This is a genomic window from Pseudoalteromonas sp. 2CM41L, assembly GCF_023161905.1.
GTDB lineage: Bacteria > Pseudomonadota > Gammaproteobacteria > Enterobacterales > Alteromonadaceae > Pseudoalteromonas > Pseudoalteromonas atlantica.
This window is the reverse complement of sequence record NZ_JALNTN010000006.1, coordinates 151,060-164,741: the sequence shown is the minus strand read 5'-3', so window position 1 is coordinate 164,741 and position 13,682 is coordinate 151,060. Positions and strand designations below refer to the sequence as shown.

The window sequence follows — 13,682 nt, the reverse complement described above, 5'->3', positions numbered from 1 at the left end:
TATTTTAAGGTTACTTTTCTTGCTCACGATGACGAATTTTGACATTCGGATGCGTCATAGCAAAGCTCTCACCAATGGCTTGCGCTAAATAAACCGAGCGATGTTGACCACCAGTACAGCCAATTGCAATAGTGAGGTAACTACGGTTATTGCGCTCTAAGTGTGGCAGCCAAGTTTGTACAAAGGTTTGAATTTGCCAAGTGAATTTTTGCACTATGCTGTGATTTGCCAAAAAATCTTTTACTGGTTGATCAAGGCCCGTAAGCGGTTTGAGTTCAGGCTCCCAGTGGGGGTTTGGCAAAAAGCGAGCATCAAAAACATAATCAGCTTCTTTAGGTATGCCGTGTTTAAAGCCAAACGATTCAAACGTTACAATAAGTTGCTTATCTTTTTTACCCAGTATTTTTTCGCGAATTGACTCTGCTAATTGGTGCACACTTAAATCGGTGGTATCTAGCATAAAGTCAGCGCGCGTTACGAGTACATCAAGCAGTTCTTTTTCTTTTTTTATTGCTAAATCAAGCGGCAGCGAATCGATGGATAAAGGGTGTAATCTGCGTGTTTCTGAAAAACGTTTGATCAGTGTTTGATCATCACTATCTAAATAAAACAGTGTGGGTTTAGCAAAGTCAGGAAGGTACTCGAGAATATCGTTAAATTCGTCTTGTTCTTTGGGGATATTACGAACATCTATACTAACGGCTATTTTGTCATAGTTATCTGAAACACTTCGCACTAAAGAGGGCAGTAAGTTGACCGGAATATTATCTACGCAATAATAGCCTAAATCTTCAACCACGCGTAAAGCAACCGACTTACCTGAACCAGAACGGCCGCTTATGATAATTAACTCCATTTATAGCCCTTAGTATTTACTACGATTGATCAACAATTACTTGATACAGCTCTGCATCGGTTTTAGCACTACGCAGCTGTTTACAAAATTCTTTGTTGCTCAGTTTATCAGCTATGGTTGCCAGAGTCTTTAGGTGCTGTTGGTTATCGCCATCTGGTACGATGAGTGCAACAAAAATATCAACAGGGCAGTTATCAATAGCATCAAAGTTAACAGGCGTGTCGCTAACAAGTACTAAAGCCAGCGGCTCTTCTACGCCACCCATTCTGCCATGAGGAATGGCGATACCCCGGCCAATACCAGTACTGCCTAGCTTTTCTCTGCTTGCCAGCGCATTAAGAATATCTTGTTGTGGTAAGTAGGGGAGCTTTTCATGAGCTAGCTCACTGATAAACTCTAAAATTCTTTTTTTACTACTAAAAAGGACCGCAGCTTTGCTGCAGTCCTGGCATACTAATGTACTTAATTTCATAATATTAGTGTCTAGCAAGCTTCTCTTTATGTTTTATGACTTGACGATCGAGCTTGTCAATCAACGAGTCTATAGCGGCATACATATCTTGGTGCTCTGTTGAGGCAAATAAATCTGCGCCACTTACATGAATAGTCGCTTCTGCTTTTTGGTTGAGTTTTTCTACATCGAGAATGACATGCACATTGCTAATATGATCTGAGTGCCTTTCTAGCTTTGCAAATTTATTATTTACATAGTCTCTAAGTGAATCAGTTACTTCTACGTGACGACCAGTTAGGTTTAGTTGCATAAGCATTTCCTCTTTGTTTTTTACGTCTTATATCAAACTCTTTCTCTGATTTGACGGTGGAATAGCTAGCGATTCACGGTATTTTGCTATTGTGCGTCTAGCTACTTTAATTCCTTGCTCTGCCAATATATCCGCAATTTTACTATCACTCAATGGTTTAGCTGAGTTTTCCGCGGCAATTAGCTTTTTAATTAGGGCACGTATTGCGGTTGATGAACACTCTCCGCCGTTTTCAGTGCTTACGTGGCTTGAGAAAAAATACTTAAGCTCAAAAATACCACGTGGCGTATGCATATATTTTTGCGTGGTAACACGCGAAATTGTCGATTCATGCATTTCTACCATTTCAGCAACATCGTTTAAAACCATTGGCTTCATGGCTTCGGGGCCATGTTCAAAAAATGCCTGTTGCTGTTTTACAATACAGTTTGTTACTTTGAGCAGCGTGTCGTTTCTGCTTTCAAGGCTTTTTATAAACCATTTAGCTTCTTGTAAGTGAGAGCGAATAAACTGGCTATCACCACTTGATTTTACGGTACGTGACATAGCTGCGTACTGACTATTTACGCGTATTTTTGGCATGCTATCTGGATTTAGCTCTACCACCCAGCGGCCTTTTATTTTTTTAACCGACACATCCGGTATTACATACTCCGACTCTTCCCTTACTATTGTATCTGCAGGTTTTGGGTTGAGGGTATGTATTAGGGTCATGACCTCTTTAAGCTCGTCTTCTTTAAGCTTAGTCTTTTTCATTAATGTACGATAGTCGCGTGCCGCTAATAGATCAATGTGATCGGTTAAGATCATTTTAGTTTGTTCTATAAAAGGGGTGTCTTTATCAAACTGGTTTAGCTGAATGCACAAGCACTCTTGTAAACTGCGCGCGGCTATACCTACAGGGTCAAATAGCTGAATACGTTTTAAAACGGCTTCTATTTCATCAAGTTCAACTTCAACTTCGTCATCGTTTTCTTGGTTAAAGCTTTCTAAAATTTCTTCGCAACTTAGCGTTAAAATACCCGAGTCATCTACAGCTTCTACAATGGCAATAGCAATGGCTTCGTCAGTTGGGCTAAAAGGAGTAAGCTGAAGCTGCCACATTAAATACTCATGTAGCGTTTCAGTAGAGGCACCTTGATAAATAGACTCATCTTCTGGCATTGGGCCTGAGGATGCCGCAGGGGCTGCGCTCATGTACTCATCCCAAGTTACATCCATTGCCATATCATCGCTAACGGTGTCTTTATTTAAAGCTTCGCCACTGTCTTGCTCGTACTCGCTGGTTGTATCGTCAGCCGATGCGCTTACGGTTACATCATCCGTATCTGCTTTTTGTTCATTTTTTCCAGCCGACTCTTCCGTGTAATCTTGCTCTTCTACTTCTAATAGCGGGTTGCTATCAAGTGCTTCTTGTATTTCTTGCTGGAGATCCAATGTACTGAGCTGCAGCAAGCGAATCGCTTGTTGCAATTGTGGAGTCATTGTAAGTTGCTGGCCCATGCGCAGCTGTAATGATTGCCTCATGTATCTCTAACAATCCTTTTATGTTGTTATAATTAATATTAGCAGATGCTTGTAGGTGTGGCTTAAATGTTACAGCCTAAATTGCTCGCCTAAATAAACATCGCGTACAGTTTTGTCATTTAATACGTGTTCTGGGGTACCAGATGCAATTAGCTCCCCATGAGAAACAATGTAGGCTTTTTCACAAACATCAAGGGTTTCTCTTACATTGTGATCGGTAATTAATACGCCAATGCCACGGTTTTTAAGATGTTCTATTATTTTCTTTATATCTAACACTGAAATCGGATCAACACCAGCAAAAGGCTCATCCAATAAAATAAATTTGGGGTTCGCTGCCAGTGCTCTGGCAATTTCTACACGGCGGCGTTCACCACCAGAAAGCGCCATACCTTGGCTATCGCGAATATGCTGAATACTAAATTCATCAAGTAAGTTGTTAAGCGTTTCTTCTCGCGCGGCTTTATTGAGCTCTTTACGCGTTTCTAAAATAGCCATTAGGTTTTGATAAACTGTCAGCTTTCTAAATATTGATGACTCTTGCGGCAAATAGCCAATGCCTAAGCGGGCGCGGCTGTGCATAGGTAATAACGTAATGTCGTTATCATCAATAGAAATTTTACCTTTGTCGCTAGGTACTAACCCTACAATCATGTAAAAGGTGGTGGTTTTACCTGCGCCATTAGGGCCCAATAAGCCAACAATGCTGCCGGCTTCTACTTCAAGGCCTACATTTTTTACAACTTGGCGGCCTTTATAGCTTTTTGCTAATAGTTCTGCTTTTAAGGTGCTCATGGTTGACCTTCGTTACCTGTTTTTTCTTTAATTTTTGCTTCAACAGGCACTAAAATTGTGTGGACACGATCCGTGGAGTTTTCGTCTTTTTCTGCGCTAATAAGCTGCTGCTGCATATCGTAGGTAATACTTTTAGCATTAATTTTTTGACCGGCTTGCGCGACTTCAGCATCGCCAACAAGCGTTAAAAATCGCTTTGCTACGTCGTAACGTACTTCGTTTGCACTGGCACTCATTACGGTACCATCGTCTTGTTTTTCTTCGAAGTAGGCTGGGCTGCCAGTGGCAATAAGGAGTTGTTTGTTATCCCCTAAGTCTTCACGTTTATGTACTTCGAGTCGGTCGGCTGTAATTTTGCGATTACCATGCACAATTTCGACGTTCTTTTCAAAAATACCTACGTTTTCTTTAAGTTGGCCTTCTTGACGGTCTGCACTAATAGAAATTTGATTTGCTGGCGGTTGAGCAGCAGGCTCAGCAGCAGAGGCGCTAAAGGCAAGCATTAGCGATGGGATAATAAGTATTTTAGTGAGTTTATTGGTCATAATATATTGTTCGCGTATGGTTAATTAGTTTTATTACTTCGGTTTTTAAATCGGCTTCAAGGCCTTTCCCGACAATTTTTAAATTAGGCCCAGTGACAACCACTGGCTGCTCAGAGCGCATTGTTAGCGCTTTAATGTCGACTTCGATGTTATCGGCATTGATGTTATCTATCATGGCGTTATCAACTAAATTTTTAGCAACCACATTGCCTTCTAAAATAAGTTGTTTATCTTCGTAAAGCGTTGCTTCGTCTGCATTTATTCGCCATGTTTGCTTTTCGTTATACAAGGTGAAAATAGGTTTTTCAAAAAATGTAAAACCAAGCTGTTGGTACAGCTCCATTTTAGCCGCTGTGACTTTATGGCTTATTTTGCCTTGCTCGTCATAGGCTGTTTGCTTAAGCTCTATAGCGGTGTAATCGGGCTTTGCAATTACTTCAGGTTCTTGCTCTGGCGCTACATTGGTTTGGGTAAAATAAGGGTACCAAAGCCAAACCATACAGCCGATGAATAACGCACTGAGTATAACGCGTGCTGCATTCATGAACTGGTGCCTTGTGTTGTAAGCGCTATGCCGTTCTCTAGCATAAGTAAATCTGTGAGCTCTCTAACGGCGCCAAAGCCGCCAGGCATTTGCGTAGTGTAATGCGATAAGCGCTTAATTAGTGGGTGCGCATCGTTTACTGCAACGGCAAAGCCAACGCGCTCCATTACTGGCATGTCAGGGCCATCGTCGCCAATATAAGCTATTTGTTCATCAGTTAACTTTAAAGTGTTTTTGAGTTCTTGATAAGCAATAAGTTTGTCTTCTTGGCCTTGATAAATGTGCTGTACGGTTAAGCTGCTCATGCGAGTTTGCACTATTTTTGAGTGACGCCCCGTAATGACCGCAACTTCAAAACCGCTATTGATCAGCGCTTTAATGCCAAAACCATCTTTTGTATTAAATGCTTTTAATTCTTCGCCTTGGTTACCGAGGTAAATTCGGCCATCAGAAAATACACCATCAATATCGCATATGAGTAGTTTTACTTTTTTGGCGCGTGCTTTGGCATCATCGCTTAGCGGTTGATAGAGATCTTCAAATTGCATTTATAATACTCCTGCTTTTAAGAGGTCTTGCATATTTAGGGCGCCTATTGGCTGGTTTTTATCATTGACAACAATTAAACCATTAATACGTTTATTTTCCATTATGTTTAGGGCTTCAGCTGCAAGTATATCGGCCGTGGCGGTTGTGCATGACTTAGTCATAACCTGGCTAATAGCGGTGCTATGTATATCCACTCTTTGCTCTAAAATACGGCGTAAGTCACCGTCGGTAAAAAGGCCTGCAAGCTGTTGATTGTTATCTACAATAGCGGTCATACCCAGCCCTTTGGCTGACATTTCTATTAACGCGTCTTTAATTGTTTGCGTTACACCTATAATAGGGGTGTTTGTGCCGCTGTGCATTACATCTTTTAAAGTGAGCAACAATCGCTTACCTAAACTGCCACCAGGGTGAGAGAGTGCAAAGTCATCGGCGGTAAAGCCGCGTGCTTCTAAAAGCGCAACCGCCATTGCATCACCCATTGCTAAAGTAGCTGTGGTGCTTGCTGTAGGCGCTAAACCTAATAAACAGGCTTCTTGTTCTACTTTTATGCATACGTGCACATCGGCAAGTGTTGCCATAGTAGAGAGCGGGTTGCCCGTCATCGATATTATTTTTGCACCAAGGCGTTTAAGCACCGGAATAATATTAAGTACTTCGCTGGTTTCGCCCGAGTTTGATATAAGCATAACCACGTCATTTTTGGTTATCATGCCTAAATCACCATGGCTTGCTTCGCCTGGGTGAACAAAAAAAGCAGGGCTGCCTGTACTTGCAAGGGTAGCAGCAATTTTATTACCAATATGGCCTGATTTACCCATGCCAATAACAATAATGCGGCCTTGGCAATCAAACATGAGCTGACACGCACTATGAAAGTTTTCGTCAACGTATTGTGTAATATCAGCAAGCGCTTGGCGTTCAATGTTTAATACGCGTAAACCTTGCTCTATAAAATTTAGTTGTGCCATTGTTACCCTACTTGACTAAAAATATAACCTTGGTACGCCAAAAATGCGATGAGTAATAGGCCACCTTCTACTCTATTGATACGCTGAGAACCTCTAAAGTTCAATGACATAATAATAAGCGCAAGCGTAGCACCTAACATAATAAGTATGTCGCGGTTTGCAAGTGACGGGTCAACCACTGATGGGTTAATAATACCTGCAAGCGGTAATACCGCTAAAATATTAAATATATTTGAGCCCACAATATTACCTAGGGCTAAATCATCTTCGTTTTTAAGTACACCCGCTACAGAAGCTGCAAGTTCAGGCAAGCTTGTGCCAATAGCGATAATGGTTAAGCCAATTACTAAGTCGCTTAAACCAAAGTATTTAGCAATATCGACTGCTGAACCAACTAAAAAGTGTGAGCTAACAGGTAATAAAACCATGCCGACAATTAGCCATAAAACGGCTTTTTTAGTTGGTACATCGTTAGGAACCTCATCGCAGGCTTCTGAAACAAAAGGATCATCTTGATTTTTGGCGCGCAAAGAAACCACAATCAAGCCGCCAATAAACACAGCAAATGCAACTAGCAATGCCACCCCTTCGGTGAGTGAGAAGTAGTTGTCTGAAAATACATACCACGTAGCCAAGGATACCAGCATAACAAGCGGCATTTCGCGTTTTAAAGTGCTTGATGACACACTCAAAGGGCGTAGCAGCGCAGTAATACCTAACACAAGTAAGATGTTTGTTATATTTGAACCTACCGCGTTACCAACCGCTGTGTCGGTTTTATTTGCCAAAGCAGCCGAGGCCGATACCATCATTTCAGGGGCCGAAGACCCCATAGCAACAACCGTTAAGCCAACAATTAAAGTAGGGACTCCAAAGTTTTTAGCAAGCGCTGCCGCACCGTATACAAATCGGTCGGCGCTCCACACAAGTGCAGCAAAACCAAGAATTAAAATAACAAACGAGGTAACCATTATGTTAAGCCAGATGTTCAAAATACAGATGGCGCGAATAGTAACAAAAGCCAACATGAAAGTATAAGCAAAAGAGCAGGGTCTACTATTGCAGTGCGTGAATTTTATGCGCTTAAGCAAAGGTTAAGGCAATTTACTTCAGCCTTAGAGCGCTTTTTGTAGGCGTATTACAAAATCTTACGAATTGTTTTTTCCATCTTGGCTAAAAAACCCTTAAAATAGGAGCACGAGTGAACATTGTTACGGAGAGCGACTTGTCGCAATCAATAGTAGAAGTCAAGGATGTTAGCTTTTCGCGAGGCGATAGAACCATATATAAAAATATGAGTTTTAGTGTTCCTAAAGGTAAGATAACAGCGATTATGGGGCCAAGCGGAATTGGCAAAACCACAATGCTACGCTTAATTGGTGGGCAGCTTAAGCCTGACGCCGGCGATATTTTATTCGAAGGTGGCAGTATTCCTAGTATGTCGCGTAAAGAGTTATATGCGGCACGAACCAAAATGAGCATGCTGTTTCAAAGCGGTGCGTTATTTACTGATATGTCGGTATTTGACAACATTGCATTTCCTCTGCGAGAGCACACCAAGTTAAGTGAAGCGTTAATTAAACTAGTCGTATTAATGAAACTGCAAGCGGTGGGTTTACGCGGTGCTAAAGATTTAATGCCTTCTGAGCTTTCTGGCGGTATGGCCAGACGAGCAGCGCTTGCACGTGCTATTGCACTGGACCCAGAACTTATTATGTATGATGAGCCTTTTGCCGGCCAAGACCCAATATCTATGGGCGTATTGGTAAAGCTTATTAAGTCGTTAAATGAAGTGCTAGGTTTATCATCCCTTATTGTAACCCACGATGTGACGGAGGTAATGAGTATTGCCGATCACGTTATTATTATTGCCGATCAAGGCGTAATAGGGGCAGGGACACCGGATGAAATGCGTAATCATGAATCTCCATTAGTACAGCAGTTTTTAAAAGGATTATCGGATGGGCCTGTGCCATTTCATTATCCTGCACAAACGTATGCTGATGAGCTGTTAGGAGAAAACGCTTAATGTTGGATTTATTTCAAAAGTTAGGTCATAAAACGCTGGGGCGTTTTGCTGCATTAGGGCGCTCTGCCAACATGCTTTTTAATGCATTGTGGAATGTACCTAACTTTAAAAAAGGCACACCACTGTTAGTGCGCCAACTTTATATGGTTGGTTCGCAATCATTATTAATTATTATGGTGTCGGGTTTGTTTATTGGTATGGTGCTTGCGCTGCAAGGTTACACTGTATTGGTTGGCTATGGCGCCGAAGACAGCCTAGGCCCATTAGTTGCGCTTAGTTTATTACGCGAACTAGGCCCTGTGGTTACAGCGCTATTATTTGCTGGTCGCGCTGGAAGTGCGCTAACGGCAGAAATAGGCTTAATGAAAGCCACCGAGCAACTCTCTTCACTAGAAATGATGGCCATTGATCCTCTCAAGCGCATTATTGCACCGCGTTTTTGGGCAGGTTTTATTAGTATGCCATTGCTTGCACTTATTTTTTCTGCGGTTGCTATTATCGGTGCTCATTTAGTTGGGGTTGATTGGTTAGGCGTAGATACCGGCAGCTTTTGGTCGATAATGCAATCGCAAGTATCGTTTCAAGAAGATGTATTAAACGGCATGATCAAAAGTTTTGTATTTGCCATGGTAGTGACCTGGATTGCGCTTTATAAGGGCTACGACTGTATCCCAACCTCAGAAGGGATCAGTAAAGCAACAACAGAAACAGTCGTTCACTCATCACTGGCAGTATTAGGGTTTGACTTTATTTTGACAGCGGTAATGTTTACCAGCTAATAGGGTATAGATAATGAATTCACGGAAATTAGAGATTTTAGTTGGCTTTTTTGTCGCATTAGGCATTTTAGCGTTTGCAATGTTAGCACTTAAAGTGGCTAATTCGGGTATTAGCGGGTCGGGCGAAACCTACACGCTAAATGCAAAGTTTGAAAATATCGGCTCACTTAAAGCGCGTGCACCGGTAAAAGTAGGCGGTGTAGTGATTGGCCGTGTTGAATCTATTTATGTACACCCACAGGAGTTTTTGCCTGTGGTAAATATGACGATAGATGCACAGTATTTATGTCGTTTTTCAGACACTAGCTCAATCTCAATTTTAACATCGGGTATTTTAGGGGAGCAGTACTTAGGTATTCACCCTGTTATTTCTCCTAATGCAGCAGAGCAGCGCTGTTTAGGTGAGACAGTGACCGAAAACGCACAAGATCAAGCAATCGATGAGTTATTTGGCGTAGAGAGCAAAGCGTTAGGTGATGGTGATTCAATCACAGATACTAAGTCTGCACTTGTATTAGAAGAGTTAATTGGGCAGTTTTTATTCAACCAAGGTAGTGAGTAATTATTATGTTGAAACAGTTTTTAGCCGTTATTGCACTTGGTGCAACCCTAGCTGTGCAAAGTGTTAGCGCAGCCGAAGTTAAACTGACAGATCCTAACAAAATGGTGCGTCAGGTAGCAGAGCATACATTTGAGCGCATTAAAAAAGATCAACCGCTTATCACTAAAGATAAAGAGCACCTTCGTGTTATTGTAGAAGAAGAGCTGATGCCTTACATAGACTACAAATATGCAGCACTTCGTGTGTTGGGTAGTGAAGTGTCTAAAGTGCGTGCAATTACCGATGAAGCCGAAAAAGCCGAAGCAATTAAAGACATCCAAGAATTTATTGGCGCGTTTAGAGCCTATTTAGTTGCTACTTACGCGGGGGTATTTACTCAATACACTGACCAACATGTAGAATTTGGCGCAGAGCAACCATTTAAAGGCAAAGATGTAGTTGTAGTAAAAACTAAAATTACAGAAGATGGCAAGCCTGACATAAAAATTGATTTTAAAGTGCGTGAAGATCGCAGCGGCGAGTGGCGCGCATACGATATGATTGCAGAAGGAATTAGCTTACTCGATGCAAAACAAAGTGAGCTACAAGGTATTTTACGCCAGCAAGGTATTGCACACGTAAGCAAATTACTAGAGCAAAAGAGCCAGTTACCTGTGCAATTTAGAGGCAACAACAGCAATGACTAAATTGGCAATTAGCCAAGTAGATGAGCAGCACTATAGGGTAAGTGGTGAACTTACCCGCAGCTCAATTGGCAATGAACAGCTTCTGAACGCCAAGTCATTAAGTAAGCATAAAACCATCTATTTTGACCTTTGTGAGGTAATGAGGGTTGACACAGCGGGCTTAGCTTGGTTAATTCACTCTTTTGCTGAATTTAAGCAACAGGGCACACGCCTTGAATTGCAAAATCCACCTGAGCAATTGCAAAATTTAATGCTGTTGGGTCAGGTAACAACTTTATTTGAGTGAGAGTTATGGAAACTAGCCAAGTCGAAACATTATTACGCGACGAACTTCAATTATCTGAAGTAAAAGTAAAAGCCAATGGTAGCCATTATGAAGTAATTGCAGTAGGTGAGTGCTTTGACGGTTTAAGCCGCGTTAAAAAGCAACAGCTAGTTTATGGCCCATTAATGAATACTATTTCAGACGGTACAATTCACGCTGTATCAATTCGTGCATTTACGCCAACTGAGTGGAAGCGTGAACAAAAATTTATTTTACCTCAATAGTTAAGGCCTCTTAATGGATCAGTTTGTAATTCAAGGTGGCACTTCACTTGCGGGTGAAGTAACTATTTCTGGCGCTAAAAATGCCGCATTACCAATTTTGTTTGCCGCACTGCTTGCCGATGGTAAAAGTACATTTACGAATGTTCCTCGCCTTCGCGATATTGTGACCACTGAGGCGCTTTTAAGCACCTTAGGCGCAACTGTAAATTGGCAAGGCGATACACTGTATATTGATGGCGCGACCGTTAAGAAAACGCTTGCTCCTTATGATTTAGTTAAGCAAATGCGTGCCTCTGTTTTGGCACTTGGGCCTTTAGTGGCGCGTTTTGGTGAGGCGCAGGTATCGCTACCTGGTGGCTGTGCTATAGGCGCACGCCCGGTTGATATACATATTCAAGGTTTAGAGCGCATGGGCGCACAAATAAACGTTGAAAACGGTTATATCAATGCAAAGGTAGAAGGTCGCCTTAAAGGCGCTGAAATTTTCATGGAAATGGTCAGTGTTGGCGCAACCGAAAACTTACTAATGGCCGCAGCACTTGCCGATGGTAAAACGGTGCTTGAAAACGCAGCACGCGAGCCCGAAATTATTGACCTGGCCAATTGCCTAATTGCTATGGGTGCAAAAATTACTGGTGCAGGTACAAGCCGTATAGAAATTGACGGCGTAGAGCGTTTAGGCGGCTGTGAGCACAGCATTTTACCTGACCGCATTGAAACGGGCACTTTTTTAGTTGCAGCAGCGATGGCTGCAGGTGAAGTACTTTGTAAAAAAACAGATTTTCATTCACTTGAGCCTGTTATTGAAAAATTACGTGCCGCGAATGCATTAGTTGAAGTAAACGATGACAGCATTTATTTAGATATGCGTAATCGTGAGCTCAAAGCCGTTAATATTAAAACCATGCCACACCCTGGTTTTCCAACCGACATGCAAGCGCAGTTCACCGCGTTAAATGTAGTGGCTAATGGTAGTGCAACAATTACCGAAACCATTTTTGAAAACCGCTTTATGCACGTACCAGAGTTACAACGCATGGGCGCTAATATTCGTTTAGAAGGGCACACCGCTATTTGTGGTGAAACGCAAAGTTTAAGTGGCGCACAAGTAATGGCAACCGATTTACGCGCCTCTGCAAGCTTAATTTTAACCGGTATTGTGGCGCAAGGTGAAACGGTAGTCGATCGTATTTACCACGTAGACCGAGGCTATCAACGCATTGAAGATAAACTCAGTGGCTTAGGTGCCAATATTAAGCGCAGAAGTAGCTAATACCCATTCGCAATAATATTTATTTGTTTTGAGGTGAGAGCACACTTGCTCCTAAATTAAGTGCGCTGAGTTAAACACAGTTTACTTTAGACATAAAAAAGGTCGGATACGCGTATTGCTATCCGACCTTTTTATTGCCATTTTGGTTAGAGTTTAGTTTCGAGCTCTGCAACTCTAACCATTATTTTTTCTACTTTACCGTTACGGTACAGCTCAAATTCTATTTCTTTACCGGGCTGTGTATTGCCTATTTTTTCGAGTACTTTTTGCGGGTTGGCCACACTTAACCCTGCAATTTTAATAACGATGTCTTGCTCTTCAATGCCAGCTTGCCATGCAGGACCTAATGGGTCTAAATTGGTGATGCGCATACCTGCAACCTCAGTAAGGCTGTCGTTTACCTCTTTGCCCGTGCTATCAACCGCAGTGCCTTCAAAGCCTAAATAGCCACGTACTACACGGCCATGGCGTATTAGCTTTGCCATTACTTCTTTAGCGAGTGAATAGGGAACAGCAAAAAATATTCCTTGGATATTAAGATTTTCACGGGTTTTAAACTGCGCAGACGTGATCCCCACTAAATCACCATTTGAATTAACCAAAGCACCGCCAGAGTTACCTACATTTATAGCAGCATCCATTTGCAATAAGTTGTTATAAGGGCTATCGGTAATTTTTTGTTTACCGGTGGCACTAATTATACCTTGGGTGATGGTTTGCCCTAAATTGAGTGGGTTACCAATGGCCAGCACTACATCACCTACACTGGTGGTGTAATTATCGTTTACGGGGATCACCGGCAGGTGGTCGGCGTTAATTTTTAATAAGGCTAAATCGGTAATGGTGTCAAAGCCAATTAACTGCACATCAAAAAAGCGTCGGCCATCGGTTAATATAACCAAGATTTGATCTGCATTATTTATAACGTGGTAGTTAGTTAATATGTAGCCGTCTTGCGCCATAATTACGCCAGAGCCAAGCTCTTGAACGGTGTTTTGTTGCTTATATCGAGGCTCTTTAGAAATGCTTTCTGAAAAAATAGTTACTACCGACGGTGCAGCACGTTTAACCGCGTCAGCAAAACTAAGGTGATTCGAGCTCATAGCACTGGGCAAGGGAACATTAGGGAGTAAAGAGGCGCGCATATTAGGGCTGAAAAAAACCACTAAAAAAGCGATACCTAAACCGACAAACAAAGGGGGAAGTACAAATTTTAGTAATTTCAGCACGAGATTCTTATTGTTAGTGAGCAA

Annotated in this window: 18 protein-coding genes; 7 read left to right on the top strand and 11 right to left on the bottom strand. The window is 41.9% G+C overall.

From position 1 onward, the window contains the following. Window positions 1-10: 10 nt before the first annotated feature. From rapZ to MTF64_RS10110, 10 genes are all read right to left on the bottom strand, one after another. The gene (gene rapZ, locus MTF64_RS10155) at window positions 11-856 is read right to left on the bottom strand and encodes an RNase adapter RapZ (protein WP_004589082.1); all 846 of its coding nucleotides are present in this window, start codon (window positions 854-856) and stop codon (window positions 11-13) included. 19 nt (window positions 857-875) lie between these two features. Next, complete coding sequence (locus MTF64_RS10150; RefSeq protein WP_004589083.1) at window positions 876-1,328, bottom strand: PTS sugar transporter subunit IIA; 453 nt, start codon at window positions 1,326-1,328, stop codon at window positions 876-878. A 4-nt stretch (window positions 1,329-1,332) separates the two neighbouring features. Then, complete coding sequence (hpf, locus tag MTF64_RS10145) at window positions 1,333-1,620, bottom strand: ribosome hibernation promoting factor (protein WP_004589084.1); 288 nt, start codon at window positions 1,618-1,620, stop codon at window positions 1,333-1,335. A 27-nt stretch (window positions 1,621-1,647) separates the two neighbouring features. After that, complete coding sequence (locus MTF64_RS10140) at window positions 1,648-3,147, bottom strand: RNA polymerase factor sigma-54 (RefSeq protein WP_004589085.1); 1,500 nt, start codon at window positions 3,145-3,147, stop codon at window positions 1,648-1,650. 69 nt (window positions 3,148-3,216) lie between these two features. Beyond that, the gene (gene lptB, locus MTF64_RS10135; protein ID WP_004589086.1) at window positions 3,217-3,942 is read right to left on the bottom strand and encodes an LPS export ABC transporter ATP-binding protein; all 726 of its coding nucleotides are present in this window, start codon (window positions 3,940-3,942) and stop codon (window positions 3,217-3,219) included. Next, window positions 3,939-4,487, bottom strand: a complete 549-nt coding sequence (gene lptA / locus MTF64_RS10130; RefSeq protein ID WP_004589087.1) for a lipopolysaccharide transport periplasmic protein LptA — start codon at window positions 4,485-4,487, stop codon at window positions 3,939-3,941. The genes lptB and lptA overlap by 4 nt, the downstream gene beginning before the upstream one ends. Next, a complete protein-coding gene (lptC, locus tag MTF64_RS10125) occupies window positions 4,477-5,031 on the bottom strand; it encodes an LPS export ABC transporter periplasmic protein LptC (protein ID WP_004589088.1) in 555 nt (184 codons plus the stop codon). Before lptC ends, lptA begins: the two co-directional genes overlap by 11 nt. Further along, the gene (gene kdsC / locus MTF64_RS10120; protein ID WP_054982306.1) at window positions 5,028-5,579 is read right to left on the bottom strand and encodes a 3-deoxy-manno-octulosonate-8-phosphatase KdsC; all 552 of its coding nucleotides are present in this window, start codon (window positions 5,577-5,579) and stop codon (window positions 5,028-5,030) included. The genes lptC and kdsC overlap by 4 nt, the downstream gene beginning before the upstream one ends. After that, the gene (locus tag MTF64_RS10115) at window positions 5,580-6,551 is read right to left on the bottom strand and encodes a KpsF/GutQ family sugar-phosphate isomerase (RefSeq protein ID WP_004589090.1); all 972 of its coding nucleotides are present in this window, start codon (window positions 6,549-6,551) and stop codon (window positions 5,580-5,582) included. It lies immediately after the preceding gene. 2 nt (window positions 6,552-6,553) lie between these two features. Further along, on the bottom strand, window positions 6,554-7,522 hold the full coding sequence (locus MTF64_RS10110; protein ID WP_004589091.1) for a calcium/sodium antiporter: 969 nt from the start codon (window positions 7,520-7,522) through the stop codon (window positions 6,554-6,556). Window positions 7,523-7,788: 266 nt separating this feature from the next. On the opposite strand from MTF64_RS10110, the gene MTF64_RS10105 reads away from it, so the two are divergent. From MTF64_RS10105 to murA, 7 genes are read left to right on the top strand one after another with little or no spacing between them, the layout of a single operon-like run. Beyond that, the gene (locus tag MTF64_RS10105) at window positions 7,789-8,580 is read left to right on the top strand and encodes an ATP-binding cassette domain-containing protein (RefSeq protein ID WP_223230609.1); all 792 of its coding nucleotides are present in this window, start codon (window positions 7,789-7,791) and stop codon (window positions 8,578-8,580) included. Then, entirely contained in the window at window positions 8,580-9,359 is a 780-nt protein-coding gene (gene mlaE, locus MTF64_RS10100; protein ID WP_024033330.1) for a lipid asymmetry maintenance ABC transporter permease subunit MlaE, read from the top strand. The genes MTF64_RS10105 and mlaE overlap by 1 nt, the downstream gene beginning before the upstream one ends. A 13-nt stretch (window positions 9,360-9,372) precedes the next feature. Continuing rightward, on the top strand, window positions 9,373-9,921 hold the full coding sequence (gene mlaD, locus MTF64_RS10095) for an outer membrane lipid asymmetry maintenance protein MlaD (protein WP_004589094.1): 549 nt from the start codon (window positions 9,373-9,375) through the stop codon (window positions 9,919-9,921). 5 nt (window positions 9,922-9,926) lie between these two features. After that, window positions 9,927-10,607, top strand: a complete 681-nt coding sequence (locus MTF64_RS10090; protein WP_138577854.1) for an ABC transporter substrate-binding protein — start codon at window positions 9,927-9,929, stop codon at window positions 10,605-10,607. Continuing rightward, window positions 10,600-10,893 (top strand): STAS domain-containing protein, encoded by a 294-nt coding sequence (locus tag MTF64_RS10085; protein ID WP_138577852.1) that lies wholly within the window; start codon window positions 10,600-10,602, stop codon window positions 10,891-10,893. Before MTF64_RS10090 ends, MTF64_RS10085 begins: the two co-directional genes overlap by 8 nt. A 5-nt stretch (window positions 10,894-10,898) precedes the next feature. Next, the gene (locus MTF64_RS10080; protein ID WP_004589097.1) at window positions 10,899-11,156 is read left to right on the top strand and encodes a BolA family protein; all 258 of its coding nucleotides are present in this window, start codon (window positions 10,899-10,901) and stop codon (window positions 11,154-11,156) included. Between the two features lie 13 nt (window positions 11,157-11,169). Continuing rightward, window positions 11,170-12,429, top strand: coding sequence for a UDP-N-acetylglucosamine 1-carboxyvinyltransferase (murA, locus tag MTF64_RS10075; protein WP_248451273.1), 1,260 nt, complete (start codon window positions 11,170-11,172; stop codon window positions 12,427-12,429). Window positions 12,430-12,575: 146 nt separating this feature from the next. Here the strand turns inward: murA and MTF64_RS10070 are convergent, their stop codons facing one another. After that, the gene (locus tag MTF64_RS10070; RefSeq protein WP_024033328.1) at window positions 12,576-13,658 is read right to left on the bottom strand and encodes a trypsin-like peptidase domain-containing protein; all 1,083 of its coding nucleotides are present in this window, start codon (window positions 13,656-13,658) and stop codon (window positions 12,576-12,578) included. Window positions 13,659-13,682: the final 24 nt, after the last annotated feature.

Coding starts and splice junctions, on each gene's coding strand:
- rapZ (WP_004589082.1), bottom strand. CDS start 856: ATGGAGTTAATTATCATAAGCGGCCGTTCTGGTTCAGGTAAGTCGGTT.
- MTF64_RS10150 (WP_004589083.1), bottom strand. CDS start 1,328: ATGAAATTAAGTACATTAGTATGCCAGGACTGCAGCAAAGCTGCGGTC.
- hpf (WP_004589084.1), bottom strand. CDS start 1,620: ATGCAACTAAACCTAACTGGTCGTCACGTAGAAGTAACTGATTCACTT.
- MTF64_RS10140 (WP_004589085.1), bottom strand. CDS start 3,147: ATGAGGCAATCATTACAGCTGCGCATGGGCCAGCAACTTACAATGACT.
- lptB (WP_004589086.1), bottom strand. CDS start 3,942: ATGAGCACCTTAAAAGCAGAACTATTAGCAAAAAGCTATAAAGGCCGC.
- lptA (WP_004589087.1), bottom strand. CDS start 4,487: ATGACCAATAAACTCACTAAAATACTTATTATCCCATCGCTAATGCTT.
- lptC (WP_004589088.1), bottom strand. CDS start 5,031: ATGAATGCAGCACGCGTTATACTCAGTGCGTTATTCATCGGCTGTATG.
- kdsC (WP_054982306.1), bottom strand. CDS start 5,579: ATGCAATTTGAAGATCTCTATCAACCGCTAAGCGATGATGCCAAAGCA.
- MTF64_RS10115 (WP_004589090.1), bottom strand. CDS start 6,551: ATGGCACAACTAAATTTTATAGAGCAAGGTTTACGCGTATTAAACATT.
- MTF64_RS10110 (WP_004589091.1), bottom strand. CDS start 7,522: ATGGTTACCTCGTTTGTTATTTTAATTCTTGGTTTTGCTGCACTTGTG.
- mlaE (WP_024033330.1), top strand. CDS start 8,580: ATGTTGGATTTATTTCAAAAGTTAGGTCATAAAACGCTGGGGCGTTTT.
- mlaD (WP_004589094.1), top strand. CDS start 9,373: ATGAATTCACGGAAATTAGAGATTTTAGTTGGCTTTTTTGTCGCATTA.
- MTF64_RS10090 (WP_138577854.1), top strand. CDS start 9,927: ATGTTGAAACAGTTTTTAGCCGTTATTGCACTTGGTGCAACCCTAGCT.
- MTF64_RS10085 (WP_138577852.1), top strand. CDS start 10,600: ATGACTAAATTGGCAATTAGCCAAGTAGATGAGCAGCACTATAGGGTA.
- MTF64_RS10080 (WP_004589097.1), top strand. CDS start 10,899: ATGGAAACTAGCCAAGTCGAAACATTATTACGCGACGAACTTCAATTA.
- murA (WP_248451273.1), top strand. CDS start 11,170: ATGGATCAGTTTGTAATTCAAGGTGGCACTTCACTTGCGGGTGAAGTA.